The organism is Paraburkholderia denitrificans (assembly GCF_042655705.1).
In the GTDB taxonomy this organism is placed as follows: domain Bacteria; phylum Pseudomonadota; class Gammaproteobacteria; order Burkholderiales; family Burkholderiaceae; genus Paraburkholderia; species Paraburkholderia denitrificans.
Map to the genome: position 1 here is coordinate 1 of NZ_JBHSMP010000037.1, position 13,131 is coordinate 13,131.

The window sequence follows — 13,131 nt, forward strand, 5'->3', positions numbered from 1 at the left end:
GCGCGAACCCAGTTATCACCTGGTGCCTGGACTCACGCCTCACCTCAAATCCGACGCACTCCTAGGGGCAAGCGAACCAATGCGGCCCCGTACCCAACAAGAACCGGAAGAATGGGCACGCTCTATAAAAAGGTTTGCCGCACCCCGAATCTCCGCAAAGCGGCACGCGCTGTTCTCACGAACGCCCAGAAATCAACATCTGAAAGTACCCGCGACGAAGCGAAGAATTTCCAGCTTTCACTCGACAAGCATCTATCAGCGCTCCGCAAAGAGCTGGTTGCAGGCACCTTCAAATTCCCTCCGGCTCACGGCGTTGCGGCCAAGAAGGCAAACAAGACGACACGTCGGCCTATCGTCATTGCACCCATCAAATCTCGCGTCGTACAACGGGCCATTCTCGACGTGCTGAGTAACTTGAAGTTCGTAAAGGGCGTCCAGAAGAAGTGGTTCAACTTCGGTGGTGTAGAGGATGGCGGGGTTGCAAAGGCCATCGAACGAACGTACCGAGGTGCGGTGCATTACCCGTACTACATTCGCACCGATATCAAGGACTTCTTTACTCAGGTTCCGAAAGATGCGTTGCTTGCAATCGTAACGAAACACACCGATGACCCACAGTTCGACGAGCTTCTGAAGACTGCCATTCAGGTGGAGCTTGCCAACATCGCGGAACTGAAGGATTACAAAGAGCTTTTCCCGCTTTCGTCGCGCGGTGTGGCACAGGGCTCTTGCCTGTCGCCCTTGTTGTGCAACCTGCTATTGCATGACATCGACGTCCATCTCAACAGCGGCGACTGCATGTCAGTGCGCTACATCGACGACCTCATCATCTTTGCACCCAACCGAAGTCAGGCCTTCAAGAGGCTGAAGGAGCTCAAACAAGCGCTCGGCGAGTTCAAGCTCGATGCTTACGACCCACCGACGCGAGGTAAAGAATCCGACTCGTCAAAGGCCGCGACGGGCGAGACGAAGAAGGGGTTCTCGTTTCTCGGGTGTGACGTCTCGCCAGAGGCTATCTCGCCAGGTAAGCGCGCGCGTAACTCTCTGCTGGCAAAAGTCGACGCGCTCTGTATAGCGGCGCTCGCGAGTCAACGCCATCTGAAGACAGGTACGCCTATGCCGATGACTTTCGCTTCGGACCCGACGATGCTGAGCACGCTTTGGCGCATCTCCAATACCGTGCGCGCGTGGGGTGCAGCTTTCTCGTTTTGCACGGACCGGCGCATCTTCAAGCAGCTGGACAAGGACATTGAACAACAGCTGGCTGATTTTAGGCGAAATTGGAGCGTAAAAACGAAATCACTGAACGTGGTAGAGCGTCAGCGCTTGCTGGGCATGCAGCTTCTTGATGACACTAATTTCAAATCTGACTTCGCTGAACTGGTGGCGTTCCGTGCGGGAACTAAACTGCCTAAGGGAGGCAACAAATGAGCGTGTGACGAAGCTGGATTTTTGGTATTCACCACCAATTCCACCTGATGGAGCCAACTCTCTGTAGCTCTTGTCACAAACTCAGTCGAATTCGGCCCAGCGATTTCTGTACATTTTCCATCATTGAGTGGCCCTTCTTCGGGTATCGGAAGCCGGCCAACGAGCAGATACACGCGCTCGCCGTTTCGCTCATCTCCTGGCGCGCTACCAACGAAACGGATTTTCCCGGCTGGAAGCTCTCACGCACCATCGCCAGCTTCTGCTCCGCCGTCCAGCGTCGCCGACGTTCCAGGCCCGTCATCACATCCACCACTTCCTGCTTGGTATTAGTCGAAAACACAGTCCTATAGGCGCTCTCCTGGTGCGCCAGTGCATTTCGCCCACTTAAAGTGCTAAGCAAACCTATGCAAATGTTGCAACTTGACGGCACAACACGGGGCGTAACGTGCTGAATCATAGAGATTTTCGGTACAAAGTCGAAAGCAAGAATTTGTACCGAACAAACGACTCTTAAGACGCAGCGCTGAGCCTACGACCTGCCGGTGTATGCTGAGCAGATGGACATGGAACCCACTCATAGTGAGCAGGAAGAGCGTGTCACGCAGTAGCAGGACGTATTGGAGGTAGGCGGAGAGTGGAGTCTGCCGGCCATGCCGTTTGACCTGTGCGTCTTCCTGAATCGCGTACGGTACCAGCGGTTGGAGCAGTAATAGAGGACCGAGCCAATCGGGGCTGCGCCTGCCTCAAGCGAACTGGCCCCGGATTTACTGTACGTTTTGGATTTTGTACAGTAATAGTCGCTATATGGCGCAGGCTTCGCGGGCATCCGCTTGCTCGGCGGGGGCTAAAATGGTATTCGCTACACGAGGTTATGGTCTCGCGTCTAGTCGCGATGCACTGGCCGCAAGTGTCCGCCCATCACCCTCGTCAACACTTCGTGCTCACATTTCAGGACAGCACCTTTGAATGCGTTGCTGCTGATTGCACGCTCATTGGCGCTTTTGGCTCGGCCGATATTGCGGGCAGAGAGGCGTTTTCCCTTTTTCGGTGAGTGTGCCTGCCGAGTGCGCTAGATTCTCATGGCGTCGAGATGGCCTGACACCTAAAGGGAGACAAACGAGGGAACCATGCGTGATAGCAACATTCGCTCCGATATGCTGAAAGATTACAGAAAGCTCTACGATGACGGGACACCGCTCGCGCTACTCGCGTCACTCTTTCAAGTTAATCTGATTCTCGATGCCAATGTGGTCATCAGGGAACTCATTTGGGCGACAACCAAGCGGAAGAACCCCCTTGGGCGTTCCGAACTCCTTGAAGTTCTCGAGGTCGAAACGGTGATTGCATGGGCGCCCACATTCCTCAAAAGCGAAGTCGAAAAGTACATTCCTTTCATCATCGAGAAGGGAGCTAAGCATGAAGACGTGGGTGCTCACTGGCTGCGTTTGCGAGCGTTAATCAATTTTGTAGACGTCGGCGACGTCCCGAGTGATGGGGGGGAATATCGAGACCCCAAGGATGTTCCCTATATTCTGCTGCAACGAACTATCAGTGCGACCATTGTTACTGCCGACAAGGACATTGCCGCCATGGGCGGAAGGGTCGCACCTATCGCCGTTATGGCGACTTTGCGTGCCTATTCACGCGCGGCGGCCGTTCAGGTGACCTTTCAGGTGGGGGGCTATGCCCTTGGCGGACTGGGCTTGAATGCATTGTCGGGCGCAGCGAAGTTTGTCTACTCTGCGGGAAAAAGAGCGTCGGCGAACATCCCACGCGAGGTCTGGCTCAGTGTGTTGGCAGTGTTGTGTATCGCGATGGTTAACCCTACTTCCCGAACTTGGCTAAGGTTGCAATTGGAGGCAATCGCTCGACCGCTGGGAATCGTCGTCGAGAGCCTCGCACAGGTTTCGACGATGTTGGCCACAGAATTTGGCCAGCGAAAAATTGAAACAGGCGAAGCATTATTAAAAGTTCACGCCATACTTGGAATCGGCCCCGCTGAGGAAAACTCATGACCGCCAATAGGTCATCGAGGCAACCCGCGCGTTAGGGCGGGGCAGGCGACCAGGCTTGAATTATTCCGCTAGGGGCCCGGTCCATTCTCGTCGCTCCATTAGCCGTTAGAAATTGGCGGCGGCGATTGTACATAGCTTGACGTCCGTTCCTCTTTACCAAGCCGGAATGACAGTTCGACCGCGGGCGATATCAGTACTGTTTCGTCGGCACCTCGCGAACGGTCCTCAAGAAGTAAGTCGACTATGACACCCGAGCAAAATGAGCATTCGCTACATCAATCCGCATCTCAGTCACGTCAAAACAGAACCGCACTCACGTCTGGCGCCTTGGTCCCAACAACTCGTGCGGAGGAAGTACGCACTAGACGCATGGCTTTCCAAGTCAGGTAAGTCGGATGACGTTGGGGAGTTCGTGTCATCCTTCCCCCGTGGGTGGGTTCCGACCTGGGAGACCATCTCCCCGTGGACGTTCATCCGCGCCGTCCTCCCTTTTTTCGACGTTGCCGAAGAGGAATGCAGTGGCAAAGGGAAAGAAAGAGGCGTCTTATGGTTGGAACCTTCCGTGGTAGTCGGGGAAAGTGGGAGATGGCGGGCCGCGGCGCTCAATGGTCCGGAGCGTAAGCAGGCACTCGAGTGCTGTGAGCGACAAGTTGCCCGATTCATCGAGACTGGGGAATGGTCATCTAAGGTCGGTGGAACGCGAGGTCTAGACCCCCACCCTCGATGCATGCATATCGAACCCCTTGGCTTGTATCTCGCTAACGAAGGGAAGAATCGGGTGGCCCTCTATCAAGAATTGCAGCTTCCGATGCCGACCGATGTGTGGTCCAAGGAGTACATTGCACCGCAGAGGATGAAGTTAATCCAGCACGATGATGGTTGGGCGGCGCAGCTTGACCAGCGCGAAATTCGTGCGATTCAGTACTGCGCGGACATCATCGTTCCAATGTTGAAAGCATATGGAGTTGCCACACATCAGCCTCAGCAATCGAAAGCGCCGGAGACAAACATGTTCCTCCGAATGTTGAGCGCGTTCGCCAAGCGGTAGTGCGCTGCGTTGCCGAACGACGCACAGGTGACTGCCAGCAGTCGGGGATGCCTGTTCCATTACAGAATGCTCGCCGTCGGCGCATGAACTCCGGCCGGCACCAAAAAGTCGTGCGTTCGGCGCAGGTGGGGCTTACGCGGCCGAATAGCGTCGAGCGTTTTCGATTCACGCATCAGTGGGTCGTAGACGTCCTCGGCGCGAACGACTTTCTCGTCACCAGCGTGGATGCGTATTAAGAATAGCCCCCGAAAGATTGAACAGCAAGTGCTTCATTTCGTCGCGCTCAGCGGAATCGTCGGTGTCGTAATGCGCTGAATCCAACTCGATTCCGGCCACCGGGTCTTCGTCCGCGATGCAAAGCAGGGCATCAACCTGGGCGGACCACGCATAGCTGGAGCCGACACCTTTATGCGTTCTTTTGTAGATGAGAATCGTTGGTGTGCTATCCCGCATGGCTCTTTCTCCCGTTCGCTTTTGACGCGCACCGTTTTACCACCTCAAATTATGACAGGTGACTAGAGGGAATCTGTCCTGTCGAGCCGAGTTAGGGAGCGGTGGCGACTGGGACGCACTTAAACGGCCTCGCTGCTGCATTCGCTGCCGGTGAACTGCCAGACCTTGAGTCCGGTATGTCCTGTGGCCCAATCCCCTCAAGTTCTGCGAGAATCTAACCCTAAGTAACAAAAATTGAGAACTGCATCACTGTCAAAGCACAGCGGATGTAAGGCCTCTGTTGTATGCAATTTGCATACAACGAAACCACACTGAGACCAATCAATAATGAAGTTGAGAATCGCAATTTGCCTTCTGGGCATCCTGCTGGCACCGTGCGCCTATGCGAGTGAATCGGCCTCTGCAATCTTGACCGATGGCCCGACGCTGTTCTTTATCGGGGCGAACGCCGTCCTGACTTGGTATTTCGGTTTTCACAAATTTAACCGCTTCTCTGTTTCGCATGGTCCGGAAGTCTTGACGACCGTGGGTATCCTGGGTTGCTTCTTCAGCATCGCATTGGCGCTGCTGAATTTCGATGCGACCAATGTCTCGGACAGCGTGCCGCATCTCCTCGAGGGCGTGAAAACGGCCTTTTGGGCATCGGTTAGCGGAGTGCTAGGCTCACTTGTTCTTCGATATCGGCACTACACCCACAAGGACCCGATTCCTCAAACTGAAGGCGCGCCGAAGTCGGCCACACTCGATGATGTCGTCGCCGCGACGCAAGCTCTCCAGCGCAGCTTGTCCGGCACAGAGGAAGGTAGCCTTCTCACGCAGCTCAAATTGATGCGGCAAGAGCAAGGTGATGAACTGCGCTCGCTCCGCTTATCTTTCGATACGTTCGCGCAACGCATGTCCGAAGATGGCTCGAAGGCGCTCATCGAGGCGCTGAAAGAGGTAATCAGGGACTTCAACGCGAAGATTAGTGAGCAGTTCGGTGAGAACTTCCGCCATCTCAACGCTGCCGTCGAGAAGCTGGTCGTTTGGCAACAACAGTACAAGGAGGAGCTCGATAATCTGCAAGCACTCCAGAAGGATTCGGCGGAGGACTTGCGCAACGCATCGGCAGGGCTCGGTGTCTTTATCGAACGTGCGGGCGGATTCGCGGCCACTGCTCAGGCGCTTGAAAGCACGTTGCGCGGTCTCGCGCATCAACATCAGTTGATTGACCAGTCACAGCGCTCGATGGCTGAGGTATTGCTCCAGATGAAGGATGTTACCCCGCAGTTCGCCAAGAAGGTCGATGAGATGACTGAGTCCATGAAGCAAGGGGTGGCGAAGGTACAAGCCGACGTATCAGATGTCGTCAAGAACCTTGGAACCCAGATGCAGTCATCGTCCTCGGAAATGAAGCAACTGCTCACGGACACTGTGCGGAAGTCGCAGACTGAGGTGAACGACGGCCTGAATCGTTCGATGGAGGCAGTGCGTCAAAGCGTCGTCGCCCTCGACAAGGGCTTGCAGGAAGAGCTCAATAAGAGTCTCGAGTCGCTTGGTCGTCAATTGGCATCGTTGTCCGAAAAGTTCGTGGCGGACTATACGCCGCTTACCGACCGCCTTCGCGAGGTCGTTCGCATTGCTGGCACGGCGTGAGGTGACGAGTGGATTCGGAAAGCAATCAGTCGCACTGGATACCGATGGCCGACTTGATGACCGGCCTAATGCTGGTCTTTATGCTTTTGACGGCAGCGTTCATGCTTCGCGTCGAGAAAACGACCACGTTGGTTGTGAAAGAGTATGAGACAACGAAGAAGGATATGCAGCTTGCACTGCAGAAGGAGTTCGAGAAGGACCTCAAGCAATGGAACGCCGAAATCCTTGGCGACATGACCATCAGGTTCAATGAACCGACAGTGTTGTTCGCAACGGGTTCTTCGGAGCTTCGCCCGCGGTTCAAGGAGGTACTGGGGCAGTTCTTCCCACGCTACGTGGCACTGCTGACGTCCCCGAAGTTTAAGGATGCCGTCAAGGAAGTCCGCATCGAGGGTCATACGAGTGCCGCATGGGCTGGGACAACGGACGAGCGTACTGCGTACTTCAATAACATGGCACTCTCACAGGCACGCACTCGCAGCACCCTCGAATACCTGTTGTCACTTCAGAAGGTGCAGCCAAAGGAGAAGTGGCTGATTCAGCATGTGACGGCGAATGGCCTCTCGTCGTCACATCCGCTAACGTCCGATGAGCATTCGGCTGCAGCGCAACTAGCCAATCAGCGCGTCGAGTTCCGCATTGTGACCAATGCGAGCGATAAGATGGACCTCATTGCTCAGAAGTTACAGAAATGACCATCAAATTACCGGACTTCCTGACTTGGTCGACGTTGAACGGCCTGCGGAGCAAAATGGGTGCGCCCTTGGTTGAGCGATTTGGCGTGCAGCACGTAGTCACCGTAATTGAGTTGCCGGTGATTGACAGGCTACAAGGCGCGGGCATTGATGTAACTGCTGACCAGATTCAGGTACTAGACGACGGTACGCTTGCGTATAAGGGCTACCGCGTCTTGGTCTATATCCGAGACGTCCCGACCATCGGTAATCGCGGAAGTATGCCCAAGTACCATTTCGCGCACTGCCGTACGCTCGAGACCATGTACAGGAATCATCGGGCTGAGCGGTATGTTGTAGCGATTTCGGATTCGGGTCTGTTTCACGTAAACGTCCTGGACAGTGGCATAAAGTCCGAGCCGATGAAGTTGGATGTTTGCCAGAATTGTCTCGCCCATATCCGCTGGAAGGGCTTTGATATGCAGATGGCTCGTCCGCGCCGCCTTTCCATCGTCGACCAGTTCCGACTCACGGAATTTTTCGACAAATACCCGAAAGACCTGCTGTCAGTTACGCCCAAGCATTCGTCGGCCACTGCTTCGATTAACACGTATACCGACGATTGGCCCGACGTTTCGGCCAGAACGCGTAGCCGCCGCGGTTATAAGTGCGAGAAGTGTGACATCGTTTTGCCTGGAGTCGAGGCCAAGTTTCTGCATGTGCATCATCAGAACGGGCAGAAGCACGACAACACCGATGGAAACTTGAAGGTTCTATGCATCGGCTGCCACGCGGAGGAGCTGATGCATGCTCACATGAAAAGTCTGCCGGACTATCGAGAGTTTTCGGAGCGTTACCGTAGGTATACCTGATGCTTTTGCCGTTGGGGTCGGGCCGCGCGATGAGCGCTTGCCTTTTCGAACCATGGGCCGACACCCGATGGGCAAATACGAAGAATCGAGAGTACAAGGGGAGCACAAATGGGATGGGGCTTCAGAAGGAGCATTAAGATTGCACCCGGCATTCGGGTGAATGTGAGCAAGAGCGGCATCAGTACATCGATAGGGGGTAAAGGGCTAACGTACAACACACGTGGCCGGGTCACTGCCGGCATTCCAGGGACTGGCATCCGCTATACGCATAACCTCAATGCGAGGCGAACGGCGAGTCCAGTTCGGTCTGTCGTTGCCGGCAGTAGCCGCATTGATATAGCGAGCACCGAGCGGCTGTCGAAGAGGGAACAGGCTGCGCGTGATTTCGTCGCCCAGGTTCAGGCGCGCACCGGCGATGCACTCCTGCAATACTTCTTCTCGCATGGGGTCTACGTACGACGCGATGACCTTCCCGAGGCAGTAACGCTCGAAGAGCATCAGGGTTTTCTGGAGACTCTCACTCGGGAGTTTGAAGCGACCACAAAGGCCATCAGGCTTGCGGTCGACATCGGCTCGATATCGCTAGCAGAAAAAGAGAAAGCGATGCTGGCCGTCTATGAAATTGAACGGAAATGTGAAGCCGGCCTCGGGCAGCGAGGACCGCTTGCTAACGAAGCGGTGTCACTGGCAAATACCGTACTCTCGTGGCCGAAGGCGCCGAACTCCATTGCCCCGTTTCTTGTCGGACTTTTGGGCTCGTTCTTCATCTTCTTGGGCAGTATCTCTATCGGCCTCGTTTTTCTCGCCGTTGCATTCTGGTATGGCTGGTTCAGTATCTCGAAGTTCAACAAGAAAAGGACGGCGGTAATCGAGGCGCTCGAGGCGGCTAACGCGCGCTTCGATTCATTACTAGAGGCCGAAATTTCGCCGCGCCCGGCTCTTGCTGAAACCAATGAGTTGATGGAGATGAAAGCAGCAGTCTTTGGCGCACTTGCTATTGGGATTGCTGTGTTCGCTATCTACCAGCAAACCCATCGTGACCAGCAAGACGCAACAGCGGCGTCTGTAAATGATGCCGCTGTTGCCTCAGCGGTAAACGTAGCCGCTGATGGACAAGGGGACTCGCAGCGTTCTGACTTCAGGTGGCTCGTTGGCAAATACCCCTCTGACGTAGTGACGGACAAGCGCTTCCGGACAGCGTTCTATCCCATTTCGCGCGCCGACTGGAGGAAGTTTGTGGACCGCATCACCGTTACCAGCTCCGGCGGCATTTACGAGAAAGACGGCTTCATCGTGGGGGAAGGCTGCAAGGCGCAAGCGTGCGCGTCGGACAACGCCGCCTTCGCAATCAACGAGGCTACGGGCAAGGGCGACATTGTGTTCAGAGAAACAGTCGATGCCTCTGCTGGAAAATCCGTCGCCAAGCGAGTCACTTGGAAGGACCTTCCATTGGAATCGACGCCGCTGCAGGACTGGCTGAAAGCAAACGAAGCGCTGTCAGTTTCCGGCGCCGACACTGCGTCAGCCGCAACCATTCCCGTGGAATCGGTTCTACAGACCAGCTTTGACTGCAGCAAGGCGCGCTCGGACGCCGAACACCTGATTTGCTCCGACGCTGGGCTCGCGGCGGACGACGTGGCGCTGGCAGCAATCTATGCGAAGGCGAAGGCGGCAGCTACCGACCAGGCGGCTTTCAGGGAGCGAACGCGGGCGGAGTGGAACTATCGTGAGCAAACCTGCCACGACCGCGAATGCCTGGTGAGATGGTATGCGGCCCAGAAGACGGTGCTTCAGCAAATCGCTGACACTGGCAACGTCCGCGCCGATTGACGGAGCGCAAACGGATGGGCGTCTCCGACACGTCGACGGTGGGCTTGCCCGGCTTGAACGGTGAACTGATGAGACTCAAAATTGGTGGCAGGTCACAGTTCGGCCACCTTCGAGGAGTATTGCCATGAAGAGCAATCTTGCAGTTGTCGCAACGTCATCCGGACGAGGGAAGCGCGAACGTCTTGATGACCAAACGACCATAGACAAGTCGCGAACACCAGAGGTAGTGATTGCTCTTTGTGGGCCGATGGGGACCCCACTGCACGAAGTCGCGCAGATGTTCAAATCCTTGCTTCATGAAACAGACTATTCCTATAGCAAGGTCGACATCATCCGGCTAAGCGATGTGATTCGCCATTTGTCTGGTCTTGAGGAGACTAAGTGCTCCACGCACGAGCTGATTGAAGCAGGCAACAAGCTGAGGCATGACCACGGCAACGCTGTACTCGCCCGAATAGCTATCCAGTAAATCACACTGGAGCGCGAGAGGCTCAATGAAAACAAGCGCAAGGATGAGCAATCTCACCAGCCGCTATTGTTTCCAGATAATGAACTCGACCGCGATGTTATTCGGCCGACCGTTTCCGAGCGGCGGTGCCACATCATCGACTCAATTAAGCACATCGACGAGCTGCGTCTGTTGCGGTCCGTGTATGGTGACATGCTTCACGTTGTCGGTGTGTACACGCCCATCGAACTGCGAGTGGACCGATTAGCCAATCGCGCTTCGCGCGGCGACGATGTCTACAGGCTCATCGACCGCGACTCGGGTGAGGAGCTCGATTATGGTCAGCGCGTCCAGGATACATTCCCGTTGTCCGACTTCTTCTTGCGTGCAGATAAGGGCACAGATTCCCAATTAAAGGCCCGAGTTAAGCGTTTCCTGGATTTGATGCTTGGCACGCGCATCGCGACACCGACTATCAACGAGCGCGCAATGTACGCAGCCTTCTCCGCAGCGCGCAATTCGGCGTGTCTCTCACGGCAGGTCGGCGCGGCCCTCACGAACAAGGCTGGTAGCGTCATTTCAGTCGGGTGGAATGATGTGCCGCGTCCATTTGGCGGTCTTTACGAAACAACGGATGCTGGCGAGTCATTTGACAGCGACCATCGATGCTGGAACGTTGAAGGTGGCCGCTGCTTCAACGACATTGAGAAGTCTGCCATCGCGGATGCCGTCGTCGCAAAGATGGTCGACAAAGAGATTATCGCAGCAGACAAGCGCGAAGAAGCTTACAAGCTGATGCGCCATGATAGTCAGCTCCGGAGCTTGATTGAATTCTCGCGCGCCGTGCATGCGGAGATGCATGCCCTGTTGAGCGCAGGCGCAATCCACGGGTCTGAGGTGAAAGGCGGCAAACTCTTTGTGACGACTTACCCATGCCACTCATGCGCGAGGCATATCGTCGCCGCAGGCATCGAGGAGGTGTACTTCCTTGAGCCGTATCGAAAGAGCCTTGCAACTAAACTACACTCGGATGCCATTACGGACCGAGAGACGGACAAGAATAAGGTTCGCATCATGCCATTCGACGGCGTAGCGCCATCACGATTCTTGAAGTTCTTCTCGTCTCACGAAAACGGTCGGAAAGACAGCAGTTCTGGCGCAATGAAGGTGCGTCCCGCCTACCCGGTCACCGCAATAACCCTGGAGGCCATTCCAACCCTTGAAGCGCTGGCGGTCCGTGAACTACAATCCACGGGACTGGATGGCGATGCGTCATCCGTGAAAGGACGCCAAGCATCTGAGGCAGATGCAGGCGACGCAAAATGACCCAGAGAGGATGACATGGTTAGAGAAGAGCAGCTCTCGCTGTGTTTTGAGCCGGAAGCTCACGAAGCCCGTACGGTGCTCCAAGGCCTCTTGTCGTCAGAGCCGGCAGCCGCACAACGGCCGACCGCAAACGTCCTTTGCCTCAGTCAGTTCAAGCGTCAGCGTGCCTCTTCAGCTGGCGCCAATAGCGTGCGATTGTTGCAAAAGATTGCACACAAGGTTAAATATTTCTAATTGAATGATGCGTCGAGGACTATCTACTCGGCGCGATTCCTCCCATTGCGTGCCGTCTAAATGTTGGGCAGTGCCGCTAACCGCATCGCTCCCGTTGACGGTACTTCCATCGCAACGCTGCCTTGCCAGCACGCTCGCCGCTCTTCGAGTGTTGAACCTTCCGACACTAGGGAAGTTGGTGCCACGCCTTCCGATAACGCGTAACGGTTGCTCGCCACCGAACGCCCGATTGCGTACCACTCGATTTCTGCGTAATTCTTACACTGTGCGGCAGTGTCGCAGGCCACTCATGAATCGCGCGCACCGCTGCACAACCTACTACACCGACAGCATGGCGTTTTGCGTTTCAGTGAGCGCCCACTTCGCTTGTCAGGGGCATCGACTCTTCGACAACTGATGACAACAGCAACTCGACGCCGGTGCCAAGATGCCGTTTTTCATGTGCGGAGTGAGCATGAGCTTTGAGCAGGAATTCGCGGTTGTGGACATCATCAAGCTGTCTGAAGCCGAGACGCGTGGAGTCGATGCGTTCACTCTCTCCATAGTGAAAATGGAGCGCCAGGTCCGTCGGCTCTTCACCTATCTGGTGTTTCAGTGCGAGGCCTTCAACGAGCACAGCGTCCCCGACCTGATAGCAACTTTGGAGAGGTGCCGCAACGCGTACTTCACGGGGTTCATCTCTGGCATTGACGCTCTTGCTGGCTTTTCGGTTAGCGACCTGGTGGGCGACGAGTACGCACGATTGCGTGTCGCTCTGAAAGCTGCGTACGACGTCAGAAACAAGGTCTTCCATGGTCAGCTGACGGGGCTCTCCCTGGACCGGGAGGAACTGCTCGCAATGGTCACCACCGTGAAACGGTGGTGCGAACTGCTCGCAAACGGCGCACAGCGCGAGTCAGGATACGACGGATTTGGTGGCAATTCCTTTCGCAAGTCGTGCATGGGATTGGCCGCAAACTACAAGCACCAACTGACGAACGTTGACGATTACAGTCAGTTCATCGACCGGCACGTTGCTGGACGCATGCGGTGGTAGCAAAGGTGGGGTTGTAGCCTCGTGCGACAGAACGCGAGAACTTTACCGTCTCCCGACGTTTGCGCAATGTGTAAAGGTATGCGAAGAAGCGGTAGTTTCCATCCTCCCCGAGACGTTTCGTAATCGGCA

Annotated in this window: 11 protein-coding genes and 1 pseudogene; 10 read left to right on the forward strand and 2 right to left on the reverse strand. The window is 55.5% G+C overall.

Annotated elements, in window-relative coordinates:
• Positions 1 to 111: 111 nt before the first annotated feature.
• The gene (locus tag ACFPTO_RS22040; RefSeq protein ID WP_377714725.1) at positions 112 to 1,431 is read left to right on the forward strand and encodes a reverse transcriptase domain-containing protein; all 1,320 of its coding nucleotides are present in this window, start codon (positions 112 to 114) and stop codon (positions 1,429 to 1,431) included.
• A gap of 196 nt (positions 1,432 to 1,627) precedes the next feature.
• Here ACFPTO_RS22040 and ACFPTO_RS22045 read toward each other — a convergent pair.
• A pseudogene (locus ACFPTO_RS22045) lies at positions 1,628 to 1,741 on the reverse strand (transposase); the annotation flags it as partial.
• Positions 1,742 to 2,558: 817 nt separating this feature from the next.
• On the opposite strand from ACFPTO_RS22045, the gene ACFPTO_RS22050 reads away from it, so the two are divergent.
• Both ACFPTO_RS22050 and ACFPTO_RS22055 read left to right on the forward strand, forming a co-directional pair.
• The gene (locus ACFPTO_RS22050; RefSeq protein ID WP_377714727.1) at positions 2,559 to 3,446 is read left to right on the forward strand and encodes a PIN domain-containing protein; all 888 of its coding nucleotides are present in this window, start codon (positions 2,559 to 2,561) and stop codon (positions 3,444 to 3,446) included.
• Between the two features lie 727 nt (positions 3,447 to 4,173).
• On the forward strand, positions 4,174 to 4,494 hold the full coding sequence (locus tag ACFPTO_RS22055) for a hypothetical protein (protein ID WP_377714729.1): 321 nt from the start codon (positions 4,174 to 4,176) through the stop codon (positions 4,492 to 4,494).
• Between the two features lie 213 nt (positions 4,495 to 4,707).
• Here the strand turns inward: ACFPTO_RS22055 and ACFPTO_RS22060 are convergent, their stop codons facing one another.
• The gene (locus ACFPTO_RS22060) at positions 4,708 to 4,947 is read right to left on the reverse strand and encodes a PDDEXK family nuclease (RefSeq protein WP_377714731.1); all 240 of its coding nucleotides are present in this window, start codon (positions 4,945 to 4,947) and stop codon (positions 4,708 to 4,710) included.
• Between the two features lie 327 nt (positions 4,948 to 5,274).
• On the opposite strand from ACFPTO_RS22060, the gene ACFPTO_RS22065 reads away from it, so the two are divergent.
• The 7 genes from ACFPTO_RS22065 (at position 5,275) to ACFPTO_RS22095 (ending at position 13,002) form a co-directional block, all read left to right on the forward strand.
• Positions 5,275 to 6,582, forward strand: coding sequence for a hypothetical protein (locus tag ACFPTO_RS22065; RefSeq protein WP_377714733.1), 1,308 nt, complete (start codon positions 5,275 to 5,277; stop codon positions 6,580 to 6,582).
• A 44-nt stretch (positions 6,583 to 6,626) separates the two neighbouring features.
• Positions 6,627 to 7,277 carry an OmpA/MotB family protein gene (locus ACFPTO_RS22070; protein WP_377714735.1) on the forward strand — a complete coding sequence of 217 codons (651 nt, stop codon included), beginning with the start codon at positions 6,627 to 6,629 and terminating at the stop codon, positions 7,275 to 7,277.
• Entirely contained in the window at positions 7,274 to 8,128 is an 855-nt protein-coding gene (locus tag ACFPTO_RS22075; protein WP_377714737.1) for an HNH endonuclease, read from the forward strand. The genes ACFPTO_RS22070 and ACFPTO_RS22075 overlap by 4 nt, the downstream gene beginning before the upstream one ends.
• Before the next feature lie 108 nt (positions 8,129 to 8,236).
• Positions 8,237 to 9,958, forward strand: a complete 1,722-nt coding sequence (locus tag ACFPTO_RS22080) for a DUF4236 domain-containing protein (protein ID WP_377714739.1) — start codon at positions 8,237 to 8,239, stop codon at positions 9,956 to 9,958.
• A gap of 124 nt (positions 9,959 to 10,082) precedes the next feature.
• Positions 10,083 to 10,427: a hypothetical protein gene (locus ACFPTO_RS22085; RefSeq protein ID WP_377714741.1), complete on the forward strand. Its 345-nt coding sequence runs from the start codon at positions 10,083 to 10,085 to the stop codon at positions 10,425 to 10,427.
• 66 nt (positions 10,428 to 10,493) lie between these two features.
• On the forward strand, positions 10,494 to 11,732 hold the full coding sequence (locus ACFPTO_RS22090) for an anti-phage dCTP deaminase (protein WP_377714743.1): 1,239 nt from the start codon (positions 10,494 to 10,496) through the stop codon (positions 11,730 to 11,732).
• Between the two features lie 688 nt (positions 11,733 to 12,420).
• Complete coding sequence (locus ACFPTO_RS22095; protein ID WP_377714745.1) at positions 12,421 to 13,002, forward strand: hypothetical protein; 582 nt, start codon at positions 12,421 to 12,423, stop codon at positions 13,000 to 13,002.
• The last annotated feature ends 129 nt before the right edge of the window (positions 13,003 to 13,131 follow it).

Coding starts and splice junctions, on each gene's coding strand:
- ACFPTO_RS22060 (WP_377714731.1), bottom strand. CDS start 4,947: ATGCGGGATAGCACACCAACGATTCTCATCTACAAAAGAACGCATAAA.
- ACFPTO_RS22085 (WP_377714741.1), top strand. CDS start 10,083: ATGAAGAGCAATCTTGCAGTTGTCGCAACGTCATCCGGACGAGGGAAG.
- ACFPTO_RS22055 (WP_377714729.1), top strand. CDS start 4,174: ATGCATATCGAACCCCTTGGCTTGTATCTCGCTAACGAAGGGAAGAAT.
- ACFPTO_RS22065 (WP_377714733.1), top strand. CDS start 5,275: ATGAAGTTGAGAATCGCAATTTGCCTTCTGGGCATCCTGCTGGCACCG.
- ACFPTO_RS22095 (WP_377714745.1), top strand. CDS start 12,421: ATGAGCTTTGAGCAGGAATTCGCGGTTGTGGACATCATCAAGCTGTCT.
- ACFPTO_RS22070 (WP_377714735.1), top strand. CDS start 6,627: ATGGCCGACTTGATGACCGGCCTAATGCTGGTCTTTATGCTTTTGACG.
- ACFPTO_RS22075 (WP_377714737.1), top strand. CDS start 7,274: ATGACCATCAAATTACCGGACTTCCTGACTTGGTCGACGTTGAACGGC.
- ACFPTO_RS22040 (WP_377714725.1), top strand. CDS start 112: ATGGGCACGCTCTATAAAAAGGTTTGCCGCACCCCGAATCTCCGCAAA.
- ACFPTO_RS22080 (WP_377714739.1), top strand. CDS start 8,237: ATGGGATGGGGCTTCAGAAGGAGCATTAAGATTGCACCCGGCATTCGG.
- ACFPTO_RS22050 (WP_377714727.1), top strand. CDS start 2,559: ATGCGTGATAGCAACATTCGCTCCGATATGCTGAAAGATTACAGAAAG.